We start from the raw sequence: 20521 nt of genomic DNA on the forward strand, positions 1-20521 counted from the left end.
AGATACTTGATGAATATTATAAGCATATTTACGGATATCAAACCAACCTTATCTAATTTTAATGTATAAATATTTATTGCTGCTGTTTTTACTAAGCGGCACGTTCATTGGCAAAGCTCAAAACCGATCGAACCTGACGGGTAAGGTTGTTGACTCGTTGAGCGCGGCACCGGTTGAGTTGGCCACGGTAGCGGTTTTGAATCCTAAAGACACTTTAAGCTCATTGATATCGTACACATTAAGTGATAAGAACGGGGTGTTTACACTTCATAATTTACCATCGGGCATATCATTAAAGGTTTTGATCACTTTTGTTGGTTATATGCCCTATCGTAAAACACTTACGCTTGTGAAGGGGGTAAATGTAGATCTGGGTAAGATAGTTTTAAATCCGAGGCAATTAAAAGAAATAGCGATAACGGGGGAACGGGTACCTATCGTGATCAGAAAAGACACCATCGAGTTTAACGCCGAAGCATTTAAAACACGGCCCAATGCCGTGGTTGAAGAGTTACTGAAGAAATTACCCGGCGTTGAGGTTGATAATAAAGGTACGATCACGGTTAACGGAAAAAGCGTAAGCAAGATTATGATAGATGGCAAGGAGTTTTTTGCCAACGATCCTAAAATAGCCACAAAAAATTTGGATGCATCGTTAATTGATAAGGTGCAGGTTTATGATGACCGGGAGAATGACCCGGACCATTTGATTGAGGATTCTAAAGTAGACAAGATCATTAACCTAAAATTTAAAAAGGCGCTCAAAAAAAGCATATTTGGCAAAGTATATGCGGGGGCCGGTACCCAAGGGCGATTTGAAGCGGGTGGTTTGTACAACATATTTAGAGATACTTTGCAGATCAGTTTGATTGGGGTTGGCAATAATCTAAATAAAACCGGCTTCTCGCGCGAGGACCTGTACGAGGCTGGGGGATTTAATCGATCTGGCGATAACGTATTGAACCAGGGTACAACGTTTGGCGGCAGTAGCTACGGCGGTATACAAAGTGTAGCTACAGGAGGCTTCAACATTAATAACGATTACGGAAAAAAGTTAAAGCTAAACCTGGTTTACTTTTACAGCCGTACACAAACCATCAATAATAACCAAAGCAATAATCAACAGTTTTTTCCGAAAGATACTTTAACTACCCAATCTGTTTATAGCAGTAAGGCTACAGATAATAAGCATAACCTGAGCTTTAGTTTAAAATGGCAGGCCGATACCGCGACTCAAATTAAGTATAACCCGCTGTTAAGCATCAGCAACAGCCAAACAACGGGTAACTCCATTGCCGACCGGAATAGCTACTTGATACCACGTATTAGCCACAATACCAATGTATCTGATTATGAAAGCAACAGTGTACAGTTTCAGCATTCGTTTAGTTATTACCGCAGGTTAAAGAAGAAATTTGAATCGATAACGATAACACATAACCTGAATATTAACCCGGGTGTTACCAATAATCACTATGGTAATGATCTTATATCGTTTACACCAACGCAGCCATCCGACTCGTTAACCCGATATGCGCAGCGGAACTCTAAAAACACAACAGCGAGTTTAAATGTAAGCTACAGGTATCCTTTCACCAAAAAACTGATTGCGGATATAGGAGTTAGTGGTAATTATAGTCAGCAGGGTGGTAATCTTTTTACCTATGATTTTAACCCGGCAAGCAACCAATACTCAATCTATATTGATAGTTTAAGTACCGATGCTACCCGTTATCAAAAAACAGAAGGGATACGGCCCGGCTTCACTTATAATATCACTAAAAAAACTTCGCTTATTGTAGGGTTAACGGCGCAATGGCAGCAAATTAAAAATCAGTTCAATAAAAACATCAGCGATCTGGATCAAAACTATCTGTTCTTTTTACCGAGTGTGCAATTACGAACTGGAGATATTTCGTTAGGTTATGATGTGAGCGTTTCGCAGCCAAGTATCAGTGATCTGCAACCTATTAAATTAGTATCCAGTTCGTTATACACCTTTACCGGAAACCCTGATCTGAAACCAACCCGGCGTAATAACTTTAATGCCAATTATTATAAATATAACCCCGAGAGCCGGGTAAATTTAAGATTCAACATCAGCGGAACTATAGAGCAAAACAGCATTTACAGGCAAAGAACAATAAGTACACTGGGTGCGCAAACCAGCAGACCGATTAACCGCGACGGGCAATATAATATGTATGCAGGCGCTGGTTATGGTAAAAGTTTCAAAAAAAACCATGAACTTACTTTTAGTACATCAGGAGGTTTTTATGGCAACATGAATCACCGGTTTTTTCAGCTTAATGCAGATGAAGGTTATCAAACAAATTATTATTTAGGCCTATACCAAAATTTTTCGCTTAACTGGAACGATAAGTTAGAATTAGAGCCGAGTTATAGTATTTCTCGTAATATTACCCAATATACCCGCGTAAATTACTCGGGTTTAAGCTATACCACGCATAGTATTGACTCGCGGTTAACTGCGCACTTGCCGCAAAAAATAGATTTGGAAGGCAGTTATAACTACACTTATAACCCTTTGGTGAGCGATGGTTTTCAGCGGAGCATAAACCTGGTGAGCATGACCGTGGCCAGGCAGTTGTTGAAAAAAGACCGGGGCGAAATCAAGTTATCATGCTATGATATTTTCAATCAGAATGTGAACGCATACCGCTATGCTAACGAAAATTCCATTACCGATTCGCAATCGCAAATATTGAAAAGGTACTTTCTGTTAACACTACAATTCAAGTTTAACAAAACCATAACCAAATAAGCGTTAACTTTGTGGCATGATTGTAAAAACTGCCGATTTTATTTGCAGCAATACCCAGGTATCAAAACTACCACCACCGGTATTACCCGAATATGCATTTATAGGCCGATCAAACGTTGGTAAATCATCGCTGATCAATATGCTGGTGAACAAACATGGCTTGGCCAAAACATCGCAAACGCCGGGTAAAACCCAACTAATTAATCACTTTTTAATTAACGAAAAATGGTATATTGTTGATTTACCGGGCTATGGTTACGCGCGGATATCTAAAAGTAAAAAGGAAGACTGGAATAAATTTATCCGCACTTATTTAGATAAGCGTGAAAGCTTGCAGTGTGTTTTTGTTTTAATAGACAGCAGGTTAGAGCCACAGAAAATAGACCTTGAGTTTTGTAACTGGCTGGGTGAAAAGAGTATCCCGTTCTCGCTGATATTTACGAAGGCTGATAAGCAATCAAACACAAAAACGGACCAGAATGTAAGCAAATTTAAGAAGGCTTTACTGGCTACTTTTGACGAAGTACCTACTTTATTTATTACATCGGCAGAGTTACAGAGCGGCCGGGAAGAAGTTTTGAACTTTGTGGGATCTGTTAATCAGCAATTTGATTATAAAGCTGTTTCGGCGGCTTATGAGGCTTATAAGAAGACATTGTAACGTATAATGTATGGCGGAAGGACACACCCCTCCGCCCCTCTCGAGAGAGGGGGAATCCCACATGGCCCACTTTTGGTAATTTGAGATTTTGAATTGTTATTAGAAATGAAAAAGTATTTATCCTTAGTTACGTTTTCGCATACCATATTTGCTATGCCGTTTGCCTTTATTGGCTTTTTTTTGGCGGTAACCACTACTACGCACACCTTTGAATGGCAAAAACTGCTTTTTATGGTAATGTGTATGGTGTTCGCGCGTAACTCGGCTATGGCCTTTAACCGTTATTTAGACCGTGATATTGATGCGAAGAACCCACGTACCAAGGTGCGTGATATCCCGGCAGGGAGATTAACGGCTAACGCGGCTTTGACCTTCACTTTAATCAATTGCGCTTTGTTTGTAAGTACAACCTGGTTTATCAATAGTTTGTGCTTTTACCTTTCGCCGGTGGCTTTGCTGGTTGTTTTGGGGTATAGCGCTACCAAACGTTTTACGGCGCTTTGCCATTTGGTTTTGGGTTTGGGTTTGTCCCTTGCCCCTATTGGCGCTTATTTGGTTGTTACGGGTGAGTTTGCTTTGCTGCCGGTATTTTTTTCGCTATCGGTTTTGTGCTGGGTGAGCGGTTTTGATATTATTTACGCTTTGCAGGATGAGGACTTTGACCGTGCCGAAAAGCTACATTCGATACCTGCTTATTTAGGTAAAGTGAATGCGCTAAGGTTATCTACTTTCCTGCATGTGTTATCGGCTATATTTATTGTGATGCCGGTATTTTTCACTTTGGTGGGATGGCCCTATTATATCGGGATCATTTTCTTTTGCTGCATGCTTACCTATCAGCACATGCTGGTTAAACCTAACGACCTAAGCCGGGTTAACTTCGCTTTTATGACTACCAACGGGATTGCGAGTGTGGTGTTCGCGGTATTCTTTTTGATTGATAGGTTGTGGGTACGCTGATAGATAATAAATTTGGGCTTTACCGCCAGCAGCTGGAAGCCTTTGTAGTTTTCACAGATGAAGAATGGCAAATATTCCAATCATATCTCCGTTTTAAAAATCTCCGAAAAAAAGAACATTTTTTCCCTGCAGGTAAAGTTTGTAATGATATTGGCTTTATGGTATCGGGCCTGGTACGGTATTTTGTGGTGAAGGATGGTAACGAGATAACCAATTACTTTGGTTTTGCTAACGACATGGTCAGTTCGTACAAAAGTTTTTTAACGCGCCAGCCGGGCATTGTTACCTTGGAGGCTTTGGAAGAAACCGAATTGATCACCCTAAGTTATGCTGCTATGCAGGATTTGTATAAGCACCCCAAACTTGGCTATAAAATGGAACGCTTTGGCCGATTAATGGGCGAATACCTGGCCTGTTGCTATGAAGATCGTGTACTATCGTTTGTAACCCAATCGCCCGAAGAGCGTTACCTGCAATTACTGCAATACGGCAAAAATATTATTCAGAACATCCCCCAGCATTATATAGCTAATTTTTTAGGTATAACTCCCGTTTCCTTATCCCGGATAAGGAAACGCATCATGGAACCTGTTGTTAAGTAACACTATTCTTACTTTAAGCCTAAACCTTTCCACCTGTTTTCTTATCTTTTGTTAACGTTTTGTGTAGATAGCTAACTGTACCTTAGCATCATACAAAAATAGAAAAATCATGCACACGATATTAGGAGCAGGCGGCCCGGTGAGTAACTCATTGGCACGCGAATTAGAGAACAATAACGAAATAGTAAGACTGGTTAGCAGAAAGCCTATACAAACAACTGGTAAAACTACCTGGGTTAAAGGCGACCTGACCAACTATAGTCAGATACTGGAAGCCGCAAAAGGATCAGCAGTGATATACCTTTGCGCGGGTTTAGTTTATGATAAAAAGGTTTGGCAAGAACAATGGCCCAAAATTATGCAAAACGTAATTAATGTTGCCAAACAAACCGGCGCCCGATTGATATTTTTTGACAACGTTTATATGTACGGCCTGGTAAATGGAGCCATGACAGAAAACACACCCTATAACCCTTGCAGTGCAAAAGGCGAAGTTAGAGCACATATTGCTAACACTTTGATGGATGAAACCAAAGCCGGAAACCTGAATGCGAGCATTGCCCGGGGAGCAGATTTTTATGGTGCCGAATCGCTCAATAGCTTTTATGATATGATGGTACTTAGCAAATATGCCAATGGCGAAAAGGCTCAATGGCTAGGTAAGGTCAGCTGCAAACATAGCTTTACTTATATACCTGATGCTGGCAAAGGCATGTACCTGTTAGGCCAAAATCCGGATAGTGATAACCAGATATGGCATATGCCAACTGCACCAGCCTTAACCGGTAATGAATTTATCAACCTGGCTGCACAGGCTTTTAATGTACAACCCAAATACAGCACAGTTAATAAATTGATGATGCAATTGGCAGGCATATTCAGCAAACCTATACGAGGTTCGGTTGAGATGTATTATCAGTATGATCATGATTACATTTTTGACTCGGCCAAGTTTGAAAAGGCGTTCAACTTTAAACCAACCAGCTATAAAAACGGGGTGGAATATTTATCGGAAACGATGTTCAAAAAATAAATTGTGGAATTAGTTTGGATAGTATCGGTTTTGTGGAATTGAATCTATGTCCGCAAGTTAAGCCATTGTAATGGCATGGTAGTTGGATAGAATATTTATCGGATTATGCTTTGATAATGTTCCGCACATCTGCACATTTGCACATCAATACATTTGTACTTTATAAGCTATGATCCACAAAAGAGAAAGAAAATATATACCTGCCGAACTTGAAATTAAATGGGAAGTTTTACAACCTGTTTATGATGAATTACTGATCCGTGAGATCAACTCGGTTGAAGAGTTAGAGAAATGGCTGCAAGACCGCAGCGAGATTGAGGCGGCTTTGGAAGAAGATTTTGCCTGGCGGTATATCCGCATGACATGCGATACCAGTAGCGAAGATTTATTGCAAAATTTTCAATTTTTTGCTACTGAGATTGAACCGCAAATTGCGCCATACAATAACAAACTGAACGAAAAATTTGTTGCCAACCCTTATGCCGAAAAGCTGGATGGTGAGAAATTTTATATTTACCTGCGCGGCGTACGGAACGCTTTGGAATTGTTTAGGGAGGAGAATATCCCGATACAAACCGAGATACAGGTGGAGCAGCAGAAGTACCAATCGATAACAGGTTCCATGTCGGTAATGATTGGCGATAAGGAATATACTTTGGAGCAGGCTTCGGTGTTTTTGAAAGACCTTGACCGCAATAAACGCCAGGAAGTTTGGCAAAAGATAACCGATAGGCGGTTACAGGATCGCGAAAAGCTGAACGAGTTGTTTAACCACCTGCGTGGCCTACGCCATCAACTGGCCTTAAACGCCGGGTTTGAGAACTTCCGCGATTATATGTTTAAGGCATTGGGCCGCTTTGATTATACGCCACAGGATTGTTATAATTTCCATGAAGCGATAGAAAAAGAAATTGTTCCTATCCTGCATGAGCAGGCCGAAAAACGTAAGAGAGCATTGGATCTGCGCTTGTTACGCCCCTGGGATACCGAGGTTGATACATCGGGCAAAACCGCTTTAAAACCTTTTACTAATGGGACTGACCTGATCGAAAAATCGATCCAATGTTTTAGTAACATCAGCAGGTACCTGGGTGAGCGTTTGGAAATAATGAAAGATAACGGTTTGTTTGATGTGGAGAGCCGCAAAGGTAAAGCTCCGGGTGGATATAACTATCCCTTATCAGAAACAGGCGCGCCATTTATTTTTATGAATTCGGCGGGTACGTTTAGGGATCTGACCACAATGGTTCATGAGGGCGGACACGCGGTACATACTTTTTTAACCGCCGATTTGGAATTGAATGATTTTAAACATTGCCCAAGCGAAGTTGCTGAGTTGGCATCAATGTCGATGGAGTTGATATCGATGGATAACTGGGATGTTTACTTTAAGGATGAGGAAGAGTTGAAACGAGCTAAAAAAGATCAGCTTTTTGATGTGCTGAAAACCTTACCCTGGGTAGCCGTTGTTGATCAGTTTCAGCATTGGATATATACCAACCCAGACCATACCGACGCGCAGCGTACCGAAGCCTGGACGCAGATATACGACCGCTTTGGGGCAGGGTTTGTTGATTGGGAAGGTAACGAAAACGCCAAACAAAACCTGTGGCAAAAGCAGTTGCACATTTTTGAAGTGCCTTTTTACTACATTGAATATGGTATGGCCCAATTAGGCGCCATTGCTGTTTGGAAGAACTATAAAGAGAACCCTGAAAAAGGGTTAGCACAATACCTTGAAGCCCTAAAGCTTGGCTACACCAAAACCATTACCGAGATATATGCTACAGCTGGAATCAGGTTTGATTTTAGCGCTGCTTATGTTAAGGAGTTGGCGGCCTTTGTAAAGGGTGAGATGGAGAAGATTGGGTAAATAGAGTATGTAAACTTGTCATTGCGAGGTACGAAGCAATCGCACGGAGGCAAAGCAGCAATGCATTCGCCCTGTATAGTTCGCGATTGCTTCGTACCTCGCAATGACACAGTTTTTTACTGCGCCGGTACTGGCGGGGCAACAGGGGTAGTTTCCTGCATTTTAACTTTTCTCCTATCAAGTGCCTTTTCTTTAACCTTAGCTTCCATATCAGCGTATTGCTTTTGCTGGTCGGGTGTTAATACGGCATTTATCTTTTTATCGGCATCAGCCATAGCTTTCATTTTAACTAAACGGCCGCCTTTAACGCCTTTCATTTTTGGCTCATCCATTTGAATGGCGCGTTCAGCAAGTATCGCGCTTATTTTTGTGGTTTGATCGGCAGTTAGGTTAAGTTTTTTCTGCATCAGTTTGGTCATTTGCGCGGCGCGTTCTTCGGGTGTTTTTTTTACCCTTGTGGTATCTTGTGCCTTGGCAAAGGCTGTTATCCCTGTGATCAGGAATAATGCTAACATGAGTTTTTTCATCGCTTTCATAATTTTTATAAGTAAGAGTTGAAAAAATGGCATAGGTTTAATACGCTGATAATTAATCAATTTTAACGCCGCAATTAAGCACAATAAATTTGTTATTTTTGCCATTATAATCCTTCGTCATACATGATCAGATCATTAACACTTTGTTTGGCTTTATTGCTTATCGCGACCTATACTTTTGCCGAAACAGAGCAACCAGCAGATAAAATTACCATTGCCAAATTAATACGGTACTATAATAATAATCAGTCGGATAGCTTGTATAAGATATTTGACCCCATTATGCAGTCGGCTTTGCCGGCAGATAAAGTTGGAGTATTGTTTAGCCAGATGAAAGGCCAGTTAGGGCCATTAAAGCAAACCACCTTCGCGCAATATGTGGGTGGAGCGGCCAATTACAAAGGCGAATTTCAGAATGACGCTTTGACTATAGTTTTAGCCGTGAACAGTCAGAAACAGATCAGCGGTTTATATTTCAAGCCTTATCAGGCACCGGCCGCTGTTACCGAGAAACCTGCAATTGCAGATGCTAAACCTGTAGTTACTGCTGCTGTTGATGCATCAATAACAGAAACCGAGCTTAGTTTAAAAACCCTGGCCGGAACTTTATCCGGTACGCTGAGTATGCCTAAGGAGGTATCGGGCAAAATACCTGTGGTTTTAATTATAGCAGCGTCGGGTCCGGTGGATAGAAATGGCAATAGTACCCAGGGCTTAAACGGCAATACATATAAATACATAGCCGAAGGCTTAGGTAAAGCGGGCATAGCTTGTTTACGTTATGATAAGCGCGGCAGCGGTAAAAGCGTTACATCGCAAAAAGAAACTGATACTAAATTTACAGATTATGTTGATGATGCATCGGCAATGATGCTGACGCTAAAGGATGATAAACGGTTTTCGAAATTTATAATACTTGGCCATAGTGAAGGCTCATTGGTAGGAATGATAACCGCTTATGGCGAGCCTATAAACGGGTTGATATCTGTAGCGGGTGCAGGCAGACCGGCTGATCAGATATTAATAGAGCAAATGGGCAAAACCCAACCCCCTGCCGTAGTTGATGAATTTAAAAACATTATAGACAGTTTGAAAAAAGGCAAAACCACACCGCGGGTTGATCCGTCGTTATACTTTATCGCGCGGCCATCATTACAAAACTATTTGATGACCTGGATACCTTATGACCCTGCCCGTGTGATCAAAAAAATAAAGACCAGCTTTTTAATAGTACAAGGCACTACCGACCTTCAAGTTAGTGTAGGCGATGCCGAGAAATTAAAAAAGGCAAAATCAGAAGCGGTGCTAAAGATAATAGATGGCATGAACCATATTTTAAAAGCGGCCCCGGCTGATAAAGAGAAAAATATGGCTACCTATGGCGATCCTACCCTGCCTTTAAAGCCTGAGTTTATGACGGCTGTTGTTGATTTTATTAAGGGGCTGAAGTAGGTAATTGTCATTTCGACGATAGGAGAAATCTTTTTCGCGCGACAAGTCTGCTGAACTCCTATCACATGCAAAGAATGATGCAGAAGATTTCTCTCTCGTACCTCGTTCGAAATGACATTTGTTATATTACGCCTTCTTCCAAGCTCCTAATAACCGTCTGATCACAATGATCTCCGCCGTGTGGTAAGCGTTATGATCTCCTATCAAAATGGCTTCGCGCAATAGTGTTTGGCCATCACCTTTAGGTAGTGGTTCGTAGAGGTTACTATTGGGATCATTTAAAATATCCAGAAACTCAGCTGTATCTTTTTTAATCTGGGCTATGGTTTTATCCCATTCTTCGCTGCTTTTGGGTTCGGCTTGTTTGGGCCAGTATTCATCGGGCCATTTTGGCGATTTATGGGTTTGATCTTTGGTAAACTCCAGGATATCCCATATCACTATCCGGATATGCTCTGCCAGTTGCCAAATACTGTAGGGCAAGCCAACAGGCACTGCACCGCGCAAGCTTGGGGGTAAATTTTTAAGGGCATCATTTAAAGTGGCATGGGCGTTGCCGCCGGTTATAAAATCAACTAAATGCTTGCGGGTTGCTTTATCGGTGCTTTCCATAATTATTATTTCTTGTTGGGGATGATAGCTCAAGTTTACAACAGAATTACGGCTATTTAGTTACGGCGATTTTAATTTTAAATACAAAAGTCATCGTTTTAATAAATCACAATTAATAGTTAAGTTAGCTTACATAATAACTCATAAAAGATGAAGAATTACTTGTTCGGCCTGTTATTGATTTTAAGTTTTACCGGCTGCAAAAAGGATGGAGCGACAGCGGAAGAAGGCGATACGCCTTTCGATAAATTTAAACAACAATATATTGATGCCTTATGGAAACACAATCCGGATTGGGCAAGTAGTGTTGGCTACCATAAATATGATAGTGTATTGGTTATCCCTAATGATGCCAACCGTGCCGAACAGGATGCCTTTATTAAAAACATGAAAGGCCAATTAGCATCTTTTAACTTAATGCAATTACCGCCATTAAACCAGATAGATTATCACCTGATAGAGAATCAGTTAAAATCATCATTATGGCAAATTGACACGCTTAAAGCTTACCAGTGGGACCCATCATCGTACAATGTAATAGGCAATTTCGCTTTTATTTTGAATGAGCATTACGCGCCTTTGGATAAACGTTTAAAGAGCTTTTACCAAAAGATGGAAAACATTCCGGCTTATTATGAGGAAGCTAAAAAGCAGATAAAAAACCCCGTGGTTGAATTAACTACTTTAGCCATAGACCAGCATTTGGGTGGTGTATCTGTAATTGAAAAAGACTTTGCCGACTCGTTAAAGAAAACCAAGATCCCGGCAACGGAACAAAAGCAGATGCTGGCGCGGGCTAAAACTTCGGTTGCAGCTATTAATGGCTTTGCACAATGGCTAAAAGATTTAAAGAACCCTACCCCGCGTAGTTTCCGTTTGGGTAAGGACTTGTATGCGCAAAAATTTAAGTACGATATCCAATCGGCTTACACGGCTAACCAGATCTATGATTCGGCCATGGTGCGTAAAAAGTACCTGCACGGCCAGATGTTTAAATTGAGCAAGCAGCTTTGGCCTAAATACTTTGGTAAAAAAGCTATGCCTTCGGATACTTTACTAGCTATCGGCAAAATGATAGATACGCTATCTGTTAAACATTCAAAACCAGAAAATTTTCAATCGGATATAGAAAAAATATTGCCGCAGTTAACCGCCTTTGTTAAGCAGAAGGACTTGCTGTACATTGATCCAAGTAAACCGCTTATTGTTCGTAAAGAGCCGGGTTATATGGCGGGTGTGGCCGGTGCATCGTGCAGTTCGCCTGGCCCTTATGATAAGGGTGGCAATACTTATTACAATGTAGGCAGCCTTGCGGGATGGCCGAAGGAGAAAGCCGAAAGTTACCTGCGCGAATACAACCAATACATGCTACAGATATTATGTATCCACGAGGCTATACCGGGGCATTATACCCAATTGGTTTATGCTAACCAATCGCCAAGTTTAATTAAATCGATACTGGGCAATGGGGCCATGATTGAGGGCTGGGCGGTTTACACCGAACAAATGATGCTGGATAATGGCTTTGCTAACGGCGAACCCGAAATGTGGATGATGTGGTACAAATGGAACCTGCGCTCGGTATGTAATACTATTTTGGATTACAGCGTACACAGCGGCAACATGAACCGTGACGAGGTTGTTAAAATGCTAACCAAACAGGCCTTTCAGCAACAGGCTGAAGCCGAGGGTAAATGGAAACGTGTGAGTGTAACCAGTGTACAATTAACCAGTTATTATACCGGATACAAAGAGATTACCGATCTGCGCGAAGCCTACAAAAAGAAAATGGGCGACAAATATAAATTGAAAGAGTTTAACGAGAAGTTTTTAAGCTATGGCAGCGCACCAGTTAAGTATATTAAGGAGTTGATGCTGGAGAAGTAAATTTTCCACATCATGGCTTTATACCTATGTCCTTGCCGAGTAATGAATACCGTGGACTTTAAGAAGGAATGACGGCTTACGCTCTTTTAATTTCTTAACCTACATCAAGTAATTCTATAATAATCCGCCTTACATTTGTATATGTCTTTGCAGGATCAACATCACCGCAAGGAAGAAAAGAGGAAAACAAATGAACAAGAAGATAGAAAAAGTATTCCAAAGGCCTGCGAGGCCGGGTATGGTTGGCGATGGTTTCAGGGTATTCAATTACTTTCCGGGTATTATTCCGCAAAAGCGGGTGAGCCCTTTCCTGATGCTCGATTTTAACGCCGAATACGATTTTGGCGCCTCCGACCATTTGCGTGGTGTGGATGTGCATCCCCATAAGGGTTTTGAAACCGTTACCATCGCTTACAAAGGCAGCGTAGCACATCATGATAGTACCGGCAACAGCGGCATTATTCACCCCGGTGATGTACAATGGATGACAGCCGGCGCAGGCATTTTGCACAAAGAATACCATGAGGAAGAGTTTTCTAAAAAAGGTGGCCCTTTCGAGATGGTACAGCTTTGGGTTAACCTTCCCGCCAAGGATAAATTAACCGCGCCTAAATACCAGCCTATAACCGCTGCCGAAATGGGTAAAGTAGAATTGCCAAACAACGGTGGATTAGTGAACATTATAGCCGGAGAGTTAAACGGCACCGCCGGACCAGCTACTACTTTTACCCCGGTAAACATGTTCGATATCCGCCTGAATAAAGATGGCGAACTAAGCACAGCAACCCCGGCAACGCATAATACCGTTGTACTGGTGGTAAGCGGCAGCGCTATAATTAATGATGAAACTGTTGGCACACATGCCTTTGTACTGTTCAAAAACGAAGGAGAAGAGATCAATATTAAAGCTACCGAAGATAGTGTATTGCTGTTATTAAGCGGTGAGCCTATTGACGAGCCTATTGCCCAATACGGCCCATTTGTAATGAACACTTCTAAAGAGCTTGAAGAAGCTTTTGAAGAGTTTAGAGCAGGTAAGTTTGGAGTGTTGGAGTAAGCTAAACAAAAACTCCGCGGCTCTCTGTGAAAAAACTCTGTACCTCTCTGTGGTAAAATTAACCACAGAGAAGTACAAAGAGTGAAAACACAGAGAGCCACAGAGTTTTTGTTTAATCTATCCTCACTTTTTTCATATCCTCACGCCCATAAAATACCGGGAAGTACATCATTTCCGCTTTTGCGGGATTAAGGTTATAGGTGCCGCTATAACGTGGCATTAGCCTGATGCTGAAATTATACTTACCCTGTTTTAGCTTGCGGCAAAATATGCTCACTTTGTTTTTAAAATACTCGCGGTGCACCTCGTTGCCCCAGTAATTTTGGTCCTTACTTTCGTAAGAGCAACCTGCCGGGATGGGTATTTCTATCATCACAAAATCGGCATCGGCCCGAGCGATAACTTCGGCTTCCAGCGTTACGCGTTCGCCGCCTTTTAGTTTGGTTATTTTATCGCCGTTTTTGGTAAACTTGGTATTCACGGTAAAATCTTTACTTACCTTTTCGGGATGCTTGTTCCAAAACTGTTGGTAGCCGGTTATGTATACGGGTAAGTCACCTTTTTTACTCACCGTTAGTTTTGCTGTCGCGTTAAGCGTTGTGGTGTACGGGAATTCAGTCACCGTTTCGCTCTTATCCCCGCTAAGGGTAATGGTTGATGGCTGTGGCGGCTTGTTGTTAGTCAGCAAGTCGGGCAAAATGGTTTCCAGTATTAGTGCCGATTCATAAGTGTTCCGCCAGCCATCGGCCTGGCGCTGCTCTAAAAAGTAGTTGCGTATTTTAGGTAGCACATCTAAGTGGTGGCCCTCGGTTTTATAAATCTGGTAAGCCATCACACTCTCTTGTATCGAGTTATCAAAAAAGTAATAACTATTATGGCCCCAGTACAGGTTACCAAACATGGTGCTGTGCTTGTATTGGGTAAGGCTATCCAGTTCGATAGGCAAACCAGCCTGTTGTTTTACCAGCATCAAACGCATTTTTTCGTAAGCGGATAATTTTACCTTTTTAGGGAGTTGCTTTTGATAATCGGATATCAGCTGCGCGTAATCAGCCTTTCCCCCTAACTTGATCAGTAAACTAATAGCATCGAGCTTGTTGGTGCTGGTATAGGCGTTAACGCGATACACCAGGTAATCTATCAGCTTTTGCTTATCCAAAACCACCGCATAACCTTCTTTTCCGGCTTCAACAAAGGCTTCAATGGCGTGCAAACTGATCCATATTTCTTCGTCGCTATCTTTCCACCAGCCCCAGGTACCCTCGGCTTTGCGGCTCTCCTGTAGTTTTTTAATGATCTGGATGATATTCTTATCCCATTTAAATGGCTCACCCAGGTATTTCCTGATGCGTTTTTCAACCAGCAAACCTTTTAGTTTAGATGCCAACTGTTCGTTACACAGGTACTCGTAATTACGTAACCGCTTAATCTCGTCAGTTAAAACGGGTAGTACCGATGCCTCTGCCCTAAAGGTTACCCTGCCTAAATCCGGATCGAACTTTAGGGTTAACGTGGTATCCTTTTCCAGATCGGCAAAGGTGCCTTTGGTTTCAAGCACACCCTGCTCAAACACCGGGATGCTGCGGCGTTCGCCATCAAAATAGCCGTTATCTTTTTTAATGGTGTATTCAAAATGCAGACTATCTACATCGGCTACACTAACATTAAAAGTATCAATCAACGAGTTTTTTACGCTAATACTACCTTGCTTAAGCACCTGCCCATTGTATTTAAAGGTGCGGTTAACGTTCACGCTTTCTGTAGTATAATTGATCACCTTGCCTATGGGGTTGATCTCGTCGCCCTTTACGGCGAACTGTGGCGATACAAAATTAGCACTCAGCGATTTGAACGATTTGATTTGCCCCTCCGTATAACCGGTTTGCCTTCCGGCGATACCGATCACTGTGGTGCGCCATTTGGTAATATCATCCGGAAAGGTAACCGTAAACCTGGCCTTACCCTGTTCATCCGTTTTTAGTTTAGGCTGCCAGAAAGCATAGTCGGAGAAGTTTTTACGTAAGGTTTGCTGTTGCCCTACGGCGCCCGGATCGGTGGAATTAGTACCGGCAGCTTTCTTTTTAGTGGTAATGACCACTACACCATTGGCTGCCCTTGCTCCATAAATAGCAGTAGCGGCCTCACTCTTCAATACACTCATATCCGCTATAAGCGATGGGTCTATCCCGGCCATGCCGCCTTCTGCTACTACACCGTCAATTACATATAAAGGAGGCATCCCTATCGGTAAAGTGTTGCTTCCGCGGATCTGAATATCAAGCCCCGCCACCTTACCCATTAAAGCGCTTGAAATGCTGGCTACAGAACCCGTCATATTTTGTTTCATCATGGAGCCATATCCTACCACAACCACCTCATTGAGCGAATGGCTTGCCTCCTTCATTACGATGTTAACATATGTACCCGACTTAATGGGTAACTCCTGCGTTTCAAAACCAATAAACGCTATCATCAATTTACCTGTATTTGGTACGGCTATTTTAAAATAGCCATGTATATCTGTGCTAACTGCACGGCTGGTACCTTTTACTTTTACAGTGACTCCAATTACGGGAGTTTTACTATTATCGGTTATCCGGCCGGTCATCTGTCCTGTAAATGTTGCCCTGTCTAAGTAAGTATCATTAAAGGCCTCCTTTAACGATAGTATATCCTTGTCGTTAGTATCGCTATTGTAAATACCATTGCGGCTGTTCACTATGGCTGCAATTTTACTGCTCACGCTATCGCGCGGAATAACTTTAAAATCAATTTTATAAAAATTAATACCATGGGCCTTAACGGTGATATGCTCTTGCACGTAATAGTTATCGCCTTTGAGTAAAAACAACAGGCGGTAATTACCAGGTTGCAGATAACCCAGATCGGTATTATTACCGGGATACACCCGCATATAATCCGGGTCATCGTATTTATAAACAATAATGTTTTTGATAAGGGGGTGCTTTTTATAGGGCCAATTTTTAACGAAATAACCATCAACACCTATCAACAGCTTGCCATTACCCCGTTCTCCAATATAATTGCGGGGGAAAAGTTGGGTGGTATTGCTCCGCTCATCAAGGTATCGCTGCCAAAGGGTATCAACCTCGTGATAAGTTAAAGGGTACTGGTTATACTGTTGCACCTGCGAATTAATAAGCAGATTGGTATTAAACGGATACCGCCCGCTGATAGATTTTTGTTTGATAAGCCCCGGCATAAACTCGAACGAATAATTAGGCTCAACCAGAAAAGTGCGTGCGGTTTCGCCGCGAACGGTAAAGTCGGCATAGTTATAAGGTAATGGCCCGGCTAAAATGCTACCCCCACGGCTGTAATTATTATTGACTGAGTTTAACAGCAACATATCGTTTAACCGGGATAGTGTGGCCATTTTGTTACCGAAATTATTAACAATGCGGGTCATGTATTTATTGAGTTGCCCGGCTTCGTATTCGCTTAGGGTATCGGGCACTTTGGTAAAGCTTACTTTTTTATTCAAGGCAGTATCGGCATTAATGCTTAATATCAGCTTTTTACCTTTGGCTACCCATACATCCCGGTACACAATCTCTTGCAACAAAGTACGCATGCGCAAGGTGTGCTGGCCGGGCTGCACTTTAAAGCTGTAACGCTGCAACTGCTCGGCCTGGTTAAAATAAACGGGGCGGCTATCAATATACAGTATATAAATGGGCAGTATATTGCCCTTGCTCATCACAAAAGGCGCTATCTGAGTTACCGAATCTGGCGCGAATTCTTCTATCCGGTAAATATCATGCGGATGTGTAAATTTAAAATAGGTAATGCTATCCAAACCCATTTGGTGGCCCCACCTATCCCAGTTCAATATAAAACTGCCGTTTTGGCCTCCATCTTCTAAACCGAAGGCTCTTTTTAGCTTCCTTCCGGGATAGAGCTTGCCAAAATACGGGATGCTTGGTGTACGGTAATTTTGAAACTTGCTTGTAGCCGAGTAGGCTGTTAAATCGGCATTAGGTATGGGTTTGCCTTGTGCATCCTTCACATTAATTTCCATTTCAACCTGCTGACCGGGGTAAACTGCCACAGGTTGCTTCACGCTAATATCCAACAGCTTATCGCGATACACAATGGCTACCTCATCGCTCTGGGGCACACCGCCCCAAACCCAATTGAGCAAAAAGAACAGGTTACCCTTACCATGAAATTCTTTTTTGTAATACAACTCGCTACCCTTGCCGCTATCCATAATTTTGTTGCCGTTAAAAACGGTATACCAAAACGGCACATGCCTTGGATTGTTTACCTTAATAAAAACAGAATCGGCGTTGCGGTAAGCTGATGATGAAATATCTGCCTTAAAATCTTCGAGCTGTACATTGGTGCTGGTACTGTCGGTTTCAATATCATACTCGGGTATGGCGGTATTAATTGCAAATTTGGCAGGCAGGTTAACCTTGATGACGGCCATATCATCCTTATCCTTATTTACAGGGGTTATCGAAGCTGTTCCGGTTGTTTCTTTTCCGTTCACACGATAGCTGATGTGCAACGTATCCTGATCAAGCTCGGTAATCAGTTTATACTTCTCGTTAACATACTTCAAGTTGGTTAACCGGGATTGCATTTCGTTATTGCTATTTAGAAAAATGCTCTCAACCCGGTATTTAATATCCGCTTTCGCGAAGATAGAATCCGGTATTTCCAGTTTGGTTTCGCCAACCGGGTCAAGGTTCAGCTTATGCTTCCAAAGGGTGTCGGGCACAAAAACATGTTCATTTTTGTAGTAGTCTACATTTTGAGTTAATAGCGTTAACTCAACACGGCCATCGGCAACGGGCAGGTCGTTTTCGTCGGTAGCTTTAAAATATAGAGCAACCGGGTTACCGGGCGAATGCTCTTCCTTATCTGCCCTAACGGAAAACTTAAGGGCTTTAAGTTCATAATCCTCGTACCTAAAATTACCTGTAACAAGCACATCATTATGACCGTCACGGTTTATCTTGGGGTCCTCAAGGCTCAGCGAGTAACTTTGATCCAGCTTAAGTTTCAGGCTATCGTTCAAAACAAACCAGCTCTCGAAAGCGCCATCGCGATAGCTGGCAAGCTTGCTGATGGTTTTTTCGCCATTACCATTATAAAACGTATTCAATTTAACCAACAGAGCTTTTTGCTTAACCGGATCTTTAGTTTTACGGCTAAATATGTAAGCCTTAAATTTAACCGTATCGCCGGGTTTATACATGGGCTTGTTAAACGCCATATAACCCGTATAAAACTGAGACCCGTTCGACCTGTACTTATTACGCCTGAACAAATTACGGATGGGCATCCAGGCATACTTAACCGGGGTATTATAAATTAGGTTTCGCCAAAAAGGCATATGGTATCTGTACTGCTTTTTCTCCGATAAAGGGAAATAATTGATTACACCGGCGTATTTAACTTTAAGCAGCGTGTTATCAGCAATATCAATGTGCCTGTATTTGTACATCTGAGCATCGGCATCAAAGTCTATCTTCTTGTTTTTGAGCCATACTTCGGCATTTTTTATTTCTTTTCCGGTGGTATCCAGCAATATAAAGCGCAGGTCTTTTTTATTATCAAGCACTTTTAATAAGGCGGTGTGGTTTTCAATCAGTTTGTATTCCAACTTATTTTCTGTAGCGTAAACCTGCAGGTAATTACCAGGTTTTAAATAAGGGGTTTTAAATTTAGTGGTGAGTACAGAATCTATTGCCCTGGATAAAATCTTATCGTCTAACAAAAACTTTTTGGCGCCGTACAGATGCTCTACATCGGCATCCTCAACGGGGAAAAAGTAGGTATAATAACCGCTGATGCGACTATTGCTCAACGGCTTTTGGCCCATACCAACACCTGCGATAAAAAGTAATAAGAGCGATAAGTAAAGGTTCTTCATGGTTATAATTTATGCAAGGATGTAGGTGTATAACATATTCCATAAATTTTTATTAAAAAATATTTGATACGGAAGTTAATCAGGATATAAACTAATTATGATAGCTTTAAACTATGGTAATAAAGCGAATCAGTATCCTGTTTTTTATATTTTGTTACCTTATAGGCTGTAAACAAAAAAGTGCGAAAGCACCCTTTGCTAAAATCATATACCATACATCGGAATGCTATGGCTGGTGCCCTGTTTATCATTTGGAAGTTGATAGCAATAAAATCCTGAAGCTTTACTCGGAAATGGCACACAGAAATGCTATTGATAACAGTGGCGATTCAACCAAAATAGGTTATTTTACCGGGAAAATAGCTGATACAACTTTTACCAAATTGCAAAATGCAGTTACAACATTAGGTATTGATACTGTAAAGTTTAGAAATATTACCTGTTGCGACGGAGCTTTAAAAACAATTATTATTTATCACGATGGTAAGCGCAAGTTTTTACGCTCAATGTTTCCGCCCAAAGCGGCTAATAACTTAATTAGCTTATTACAGGGAATATGTGAACAAAATAATTTACAAAGAGCAAGCTCAAAGTTTAATATTGAAAGTGGCGATACGGTAAAAGTTTCGGATGTACGCTACCCACCCAAGCAATAGGAAATTAACCAGGCTTAGATTTTACCCCTCAAAAAAATAAACCGGCTCATGCCTTACCGGGAAATTACACGAGTTGGCAATATAACACTGCTTGTTAGCGTCCTGATGCAGTTGCTGCAACAGTAATCTCTCGACCTCTCCATTAATCGTGATCTCGGGTTTCAATATGGCTTCGGTAAAATGGCCGCCACCATCGGGAGTATCTTGCATAGTTCCGGTGGCCTTGTCAATATACGCGGTAACCACAATTTTATTTTGCGAGCACAAGTACAAATAAACCAACATATGGCAGGCAGATAAGGCTGCAAGCAATAGCTCTTCGGGATTATACCTTACCTTGTTTCCCAGCATAGATACCTCGGACGTGCCCGGTATCGCGGGCTTACCTTCAACCTGTATGGTATGATCGCGCTCGTAGCTTCGGGGTGTTTTGGTGCCTTCACCGGTGTTTCCCGTCCAGGTGATATTGGTTAAGTAGTGGTGCTCTTTCATTGTGAGA

At 41.8% G+C, this 20521-nt stretch carries 14 protein-coding genes; 10 read left to right on the forward strand and 4 right to left on the reverse strand.

Annotated features, from left to right (window positions below; genetic code table 11):
- The first annotated feature begins 61 nt into the window (after positions 1 to 61).
- The 6 genes from ABIN91_RS05975 (at position 62) to ABIN91_RS06000 (ending at position 7914) form a co-directional block, all read left to right on the forward strand.
- Positions 62 to 2785 carry a TonB-dependent receptor gene (locus tag ABIN91_RS05975; RefSeq protein ID WP_348049491.1) on the forward strand — a complete coding sequence of 908 codons (2724 nt, stop codon included), beginning with the start codon at positions 62 to 64 and terminating at the stop codon, positions 2783 to 2785.
- A 16-nt stretch (positions 2786 to 2801) separates the two neighbouring features.
- Complete coding sequence (gene yihA / locus ABIN91_RS05980) at positions 2802 to 3446, forward strand: ribosome biogenesis GTP-binding protein YihA/YsxC (protein WP_348049493.1); 645 nt, start codon at positions 2802 to 2804, stop codon at positions 3444 to 3446.
- A 105-nt stretch (positions 3447 to 3551) separates the two neighbouring features.
- Entirely contained in the window at positions 3552 to 4406 is an 855-nt protein-coding gene (locus ABIN91_RS05985; RefSeq protein WP_348049495.1) for a UbiA-like polyprenyltransferase, read from the forward strand.
- On the forward strand, positions 4394 to 5008 hold the full coding sequence (locus ABIN91_RS05990) for a Crp/Fnr family transcriptional regulator (protein WP_348049497.1): 615 nt from the start codon (positions 4394 to 4396) through the stop codon (positions 5006 to 5008). The genes ABIN91_RS05985 and ABIN91_RS05990 overlap by 13 nt, the downstream gene beginning before the upstream one ends.
- Before the next feature lie 109 nt (positions 5009 to 5117).
- Positions 5118 to 6041 (forward strand): NAD-dependent epimerase/dehydratase family protein, encoded by a 924-nt coding sequence (locus ABIN91_RS05995; protein ID WP_348049499.1) that lies wholly within the window; start codon positions 5118 to 5120, stop codon positions 6039 to 6041.
- 169 nt (positions 6042 to 6210) lie between these two features.
- Positions 6211 to 7914: a M3 family oligoendopeptidase gene (locus ABIN91_RS06000; protein ID WP_348049501.1), complete on the forward strand. Its 1704-nt coding sequence runs from the start codon at positions 6211 to 6213 to the stop codon at positions 7912 to 7914.
- 116 nt (positions 7915 to 8030) lie between these two features.
- On the opposite strand, the gene ABIN91_RS06005 is transcribed toward ABIN91_RS06000, so the two are convergent.
- A complete protein-coding gene (locus ABIN91_RS06005; RefSeq protein ID WP_348049503.1) occupies positions 8031 to 8441 on the reverse strand; it encodes a hypothetical protein in 411 nt (136 codons plus the stop codon).
- Between the two features lie 132 nt (positions 8442 to 8573).
- On the opposite strand from ABIN91_RS06005, the gene ABIN91_RS06010 reads away from it, so the two are divergent.
- Positions 8574 to 9902 (forward strand): alpha/beta fold hydrolase, encoded by a 1329-nt coding sequence (locus ABIN91_RS06010; RefSeq protein ID WP_348049505.1) that lies wholly within the window; start codon positions 8574 to 8576, stop codon positions 9900 to 9902.
- Positions 9903 to 10028: 126 nt separating this feature from the next.
- Here ABIN91_RS06010 and ABIN91_RS06015 read toward each other — a convergent pair whose 3' ends face one another.
- A complete protein-coding gene (locus ABIN91_RS06015; RefSeq protein WP_348049507.1) occupies positions 10029 to 10514 on the reverse strand; it encodes a DinB family protein in 486 nt (161 codons plus the stop codon).
- A gap of 150 nt (positions 10515 to 10664) precedes the next feature.
- On the opposite strand from ABIN91_RS06015, the gene ABIN91_RS06020 reads away from it, so the two are divergent.
- Both ABIN91_RS06020 and ABIN91_RS06025 read left to right on the forward strand, forming a co-directional pair.
- Positions 10665 to 12401, forward strand: a complete 1737-nt coding sequence (locus tag ABIN91_RS06020) for a DUF885 domain-containing protein (RefSeq protein WP_348049509.1) — start codon at positions 10665 to 10667, stop codon at positions 12399 to 12401.
- Between the two features lie 190 nt (positions 12402 to 12591).
- Entirely contained in the window at positions 12592 to 13458 is an 867-nt protein-coding gene (locus ABIN91_RS06025) for a pirin family protein (protein ID WP_348049511.1), read from the forward strand.
- Positions 13459 to 13570: 112 nt separating this feature from the next.
- Here ABIN91_RS06025 and ABIN91_RS06030 read toward each other — a convergent pair whose 3' ends face one another.
- Positions 13571 to 19366 (reverse strand): carboxypeptidase-like regulatory domain-containing protein, encoded by a 5796-nt coding sequence (locus ABIN91_RS06030; RefSeq protein WP_348049513.1) that lies wholly within the window; start codon positions 19364 to 19366, stop codon positions 13571 to 13573.
- A 113-nt stretch (positions 19367 to 19479) separates the two neighbouring features.
- On the opposite strand from ABIN91_RS06030, the gene ABIN91_RS06035 reads away from it, so the two are divergent.
- Positions 19480 to 20022 carry a DUF6438 domain-containing protein gene (locus tag ABIN91_RS06035; RefSeq protein ID WP_348049515.1) on the forward strand — a complete coding sequence of 181 codons (543 nt, stop codon included), beginning with the start codon at positions 19480 to 19482 and terminating at the stop codon, positions 20020 to 20022.
- A 21-nt stretch (positions 20023 to 20043) separates the two neighbouring features.
- Here ABIN91_RS06035 and ABIN91_RS06040 read toward each other — a convergent pair whose 3' ends face one another.
- Positions 20044 to 20514, reverse strand: coding sequence for an OsmC family protein (locus ABIN91_RS06040; protein WP_348049517.1), 471 nt, complete (start codon positions 20512 to 20514; stop codon positions 20044 to 20046).
- Positions 20515 to 20521: the final 7 nt, after the last annotated feature.

The sequence above is a fragment of the Mucilaginibacter sp. genome (assembly GCF_039921305.1).
In the GTDB taxonomy this organism is placed as follows: domain Bacteria; phylum Bacteroidota; class Bacteroidia; order Sphingobacteriales; family Sphingobacteriaceae; genus Mucilaginibacter.

Bases quoted from the DNA above. Each gene is read 5' to 3' on its own strand.
- ABIN91_RS05975 (WP_348049491.1), top strand. From the start codon at position 62: ATGTATAAATATTTATTGCTGCTGTTTTTACTAAGCGGCACGTTCATT.
- yihA (WP_348049493.1), top strand. From the start codon at position 2,802: ATGATTGTAAAAACTGCCGATTTTATTTGCAGCAATACCCAGGTATCA.
- ABIN91_RS05985 (WP_348049495.1), top strand. From the start codon at position 3,552: ATGAAAAAGTATTTATCCTTAGTTACGTTTTCGCATACCATATTTGCT.
- ABIN91_RS05995 (WP_348049499.1), top strand. From the start codon at position 5,118: ATGCACACGATATTAGGAGCAGGCGGCCCGGTGAGTAACTCATTGGCA.
- ABIN91_RS06000 (WP_348049501.1), top strand. From the start codon at position 6,211: ATGATCCACAAAAGAGAAAGAAAATATATACCTGCCGAACTTGAAATT.
- ABIN91_RS06005 (WP_348049503.1), bottom strand. From the start codon at position 8,441: ATGAAAAAACTCATGTTAGCATTATTCCTGATCACAGGGATAACAGCC.
- ABIN91_RS06010 (WP_348049505.1), top strand. From the start codon at position 8,574: ATGATCAGATCATTAACACTTTGTTTGGCTTTATTGCTTATCGCGACC.
- ABIN91_RS06015 (WP_348049507.1), bottom strand. From the start codon at position 10,514: ATGGAAAGCACCGATAAAGCAACCCGCAAGCATTTAGTTGATTTTATA.
- ABIN91_RS06020 (WP_348049509.1), top strand. From the start codon at position 10,665: ATGAAGAATTACTTGTTCGGCCTGTTATTGATTTTAAGTTTTACCGGC.
- ABIN91_RS06025 (WP_348049511.1), top strand. From the start codon at position 12,592: ATGAACAAGAAGATAGAAAAAGTATTCCAAAGGCCTGCGAGGCCGGGT.
- ABIN91_RS06030 (WP_348049513.1), bottom strand. From the start codon at position 19,366: ATGAAGAACCTTTACTTATCGCTCTTATTACTTTTTATCGCAGGTGTT.
- ABIN91_RS06035 (WP_348049515.1), top strand. From the start codon at position 19,480: ATGGTAATAAAGCGAATCAGTATCCTGTTTTTTATATTTTGTTACCTT.
- ABIN91_RS06040 (WP_348049517.1), bottom strand. From the start codon at position 20,514: ATGAAAGAGCACCACTACTTAACCAATATCACCTGGACGGGAAACACC.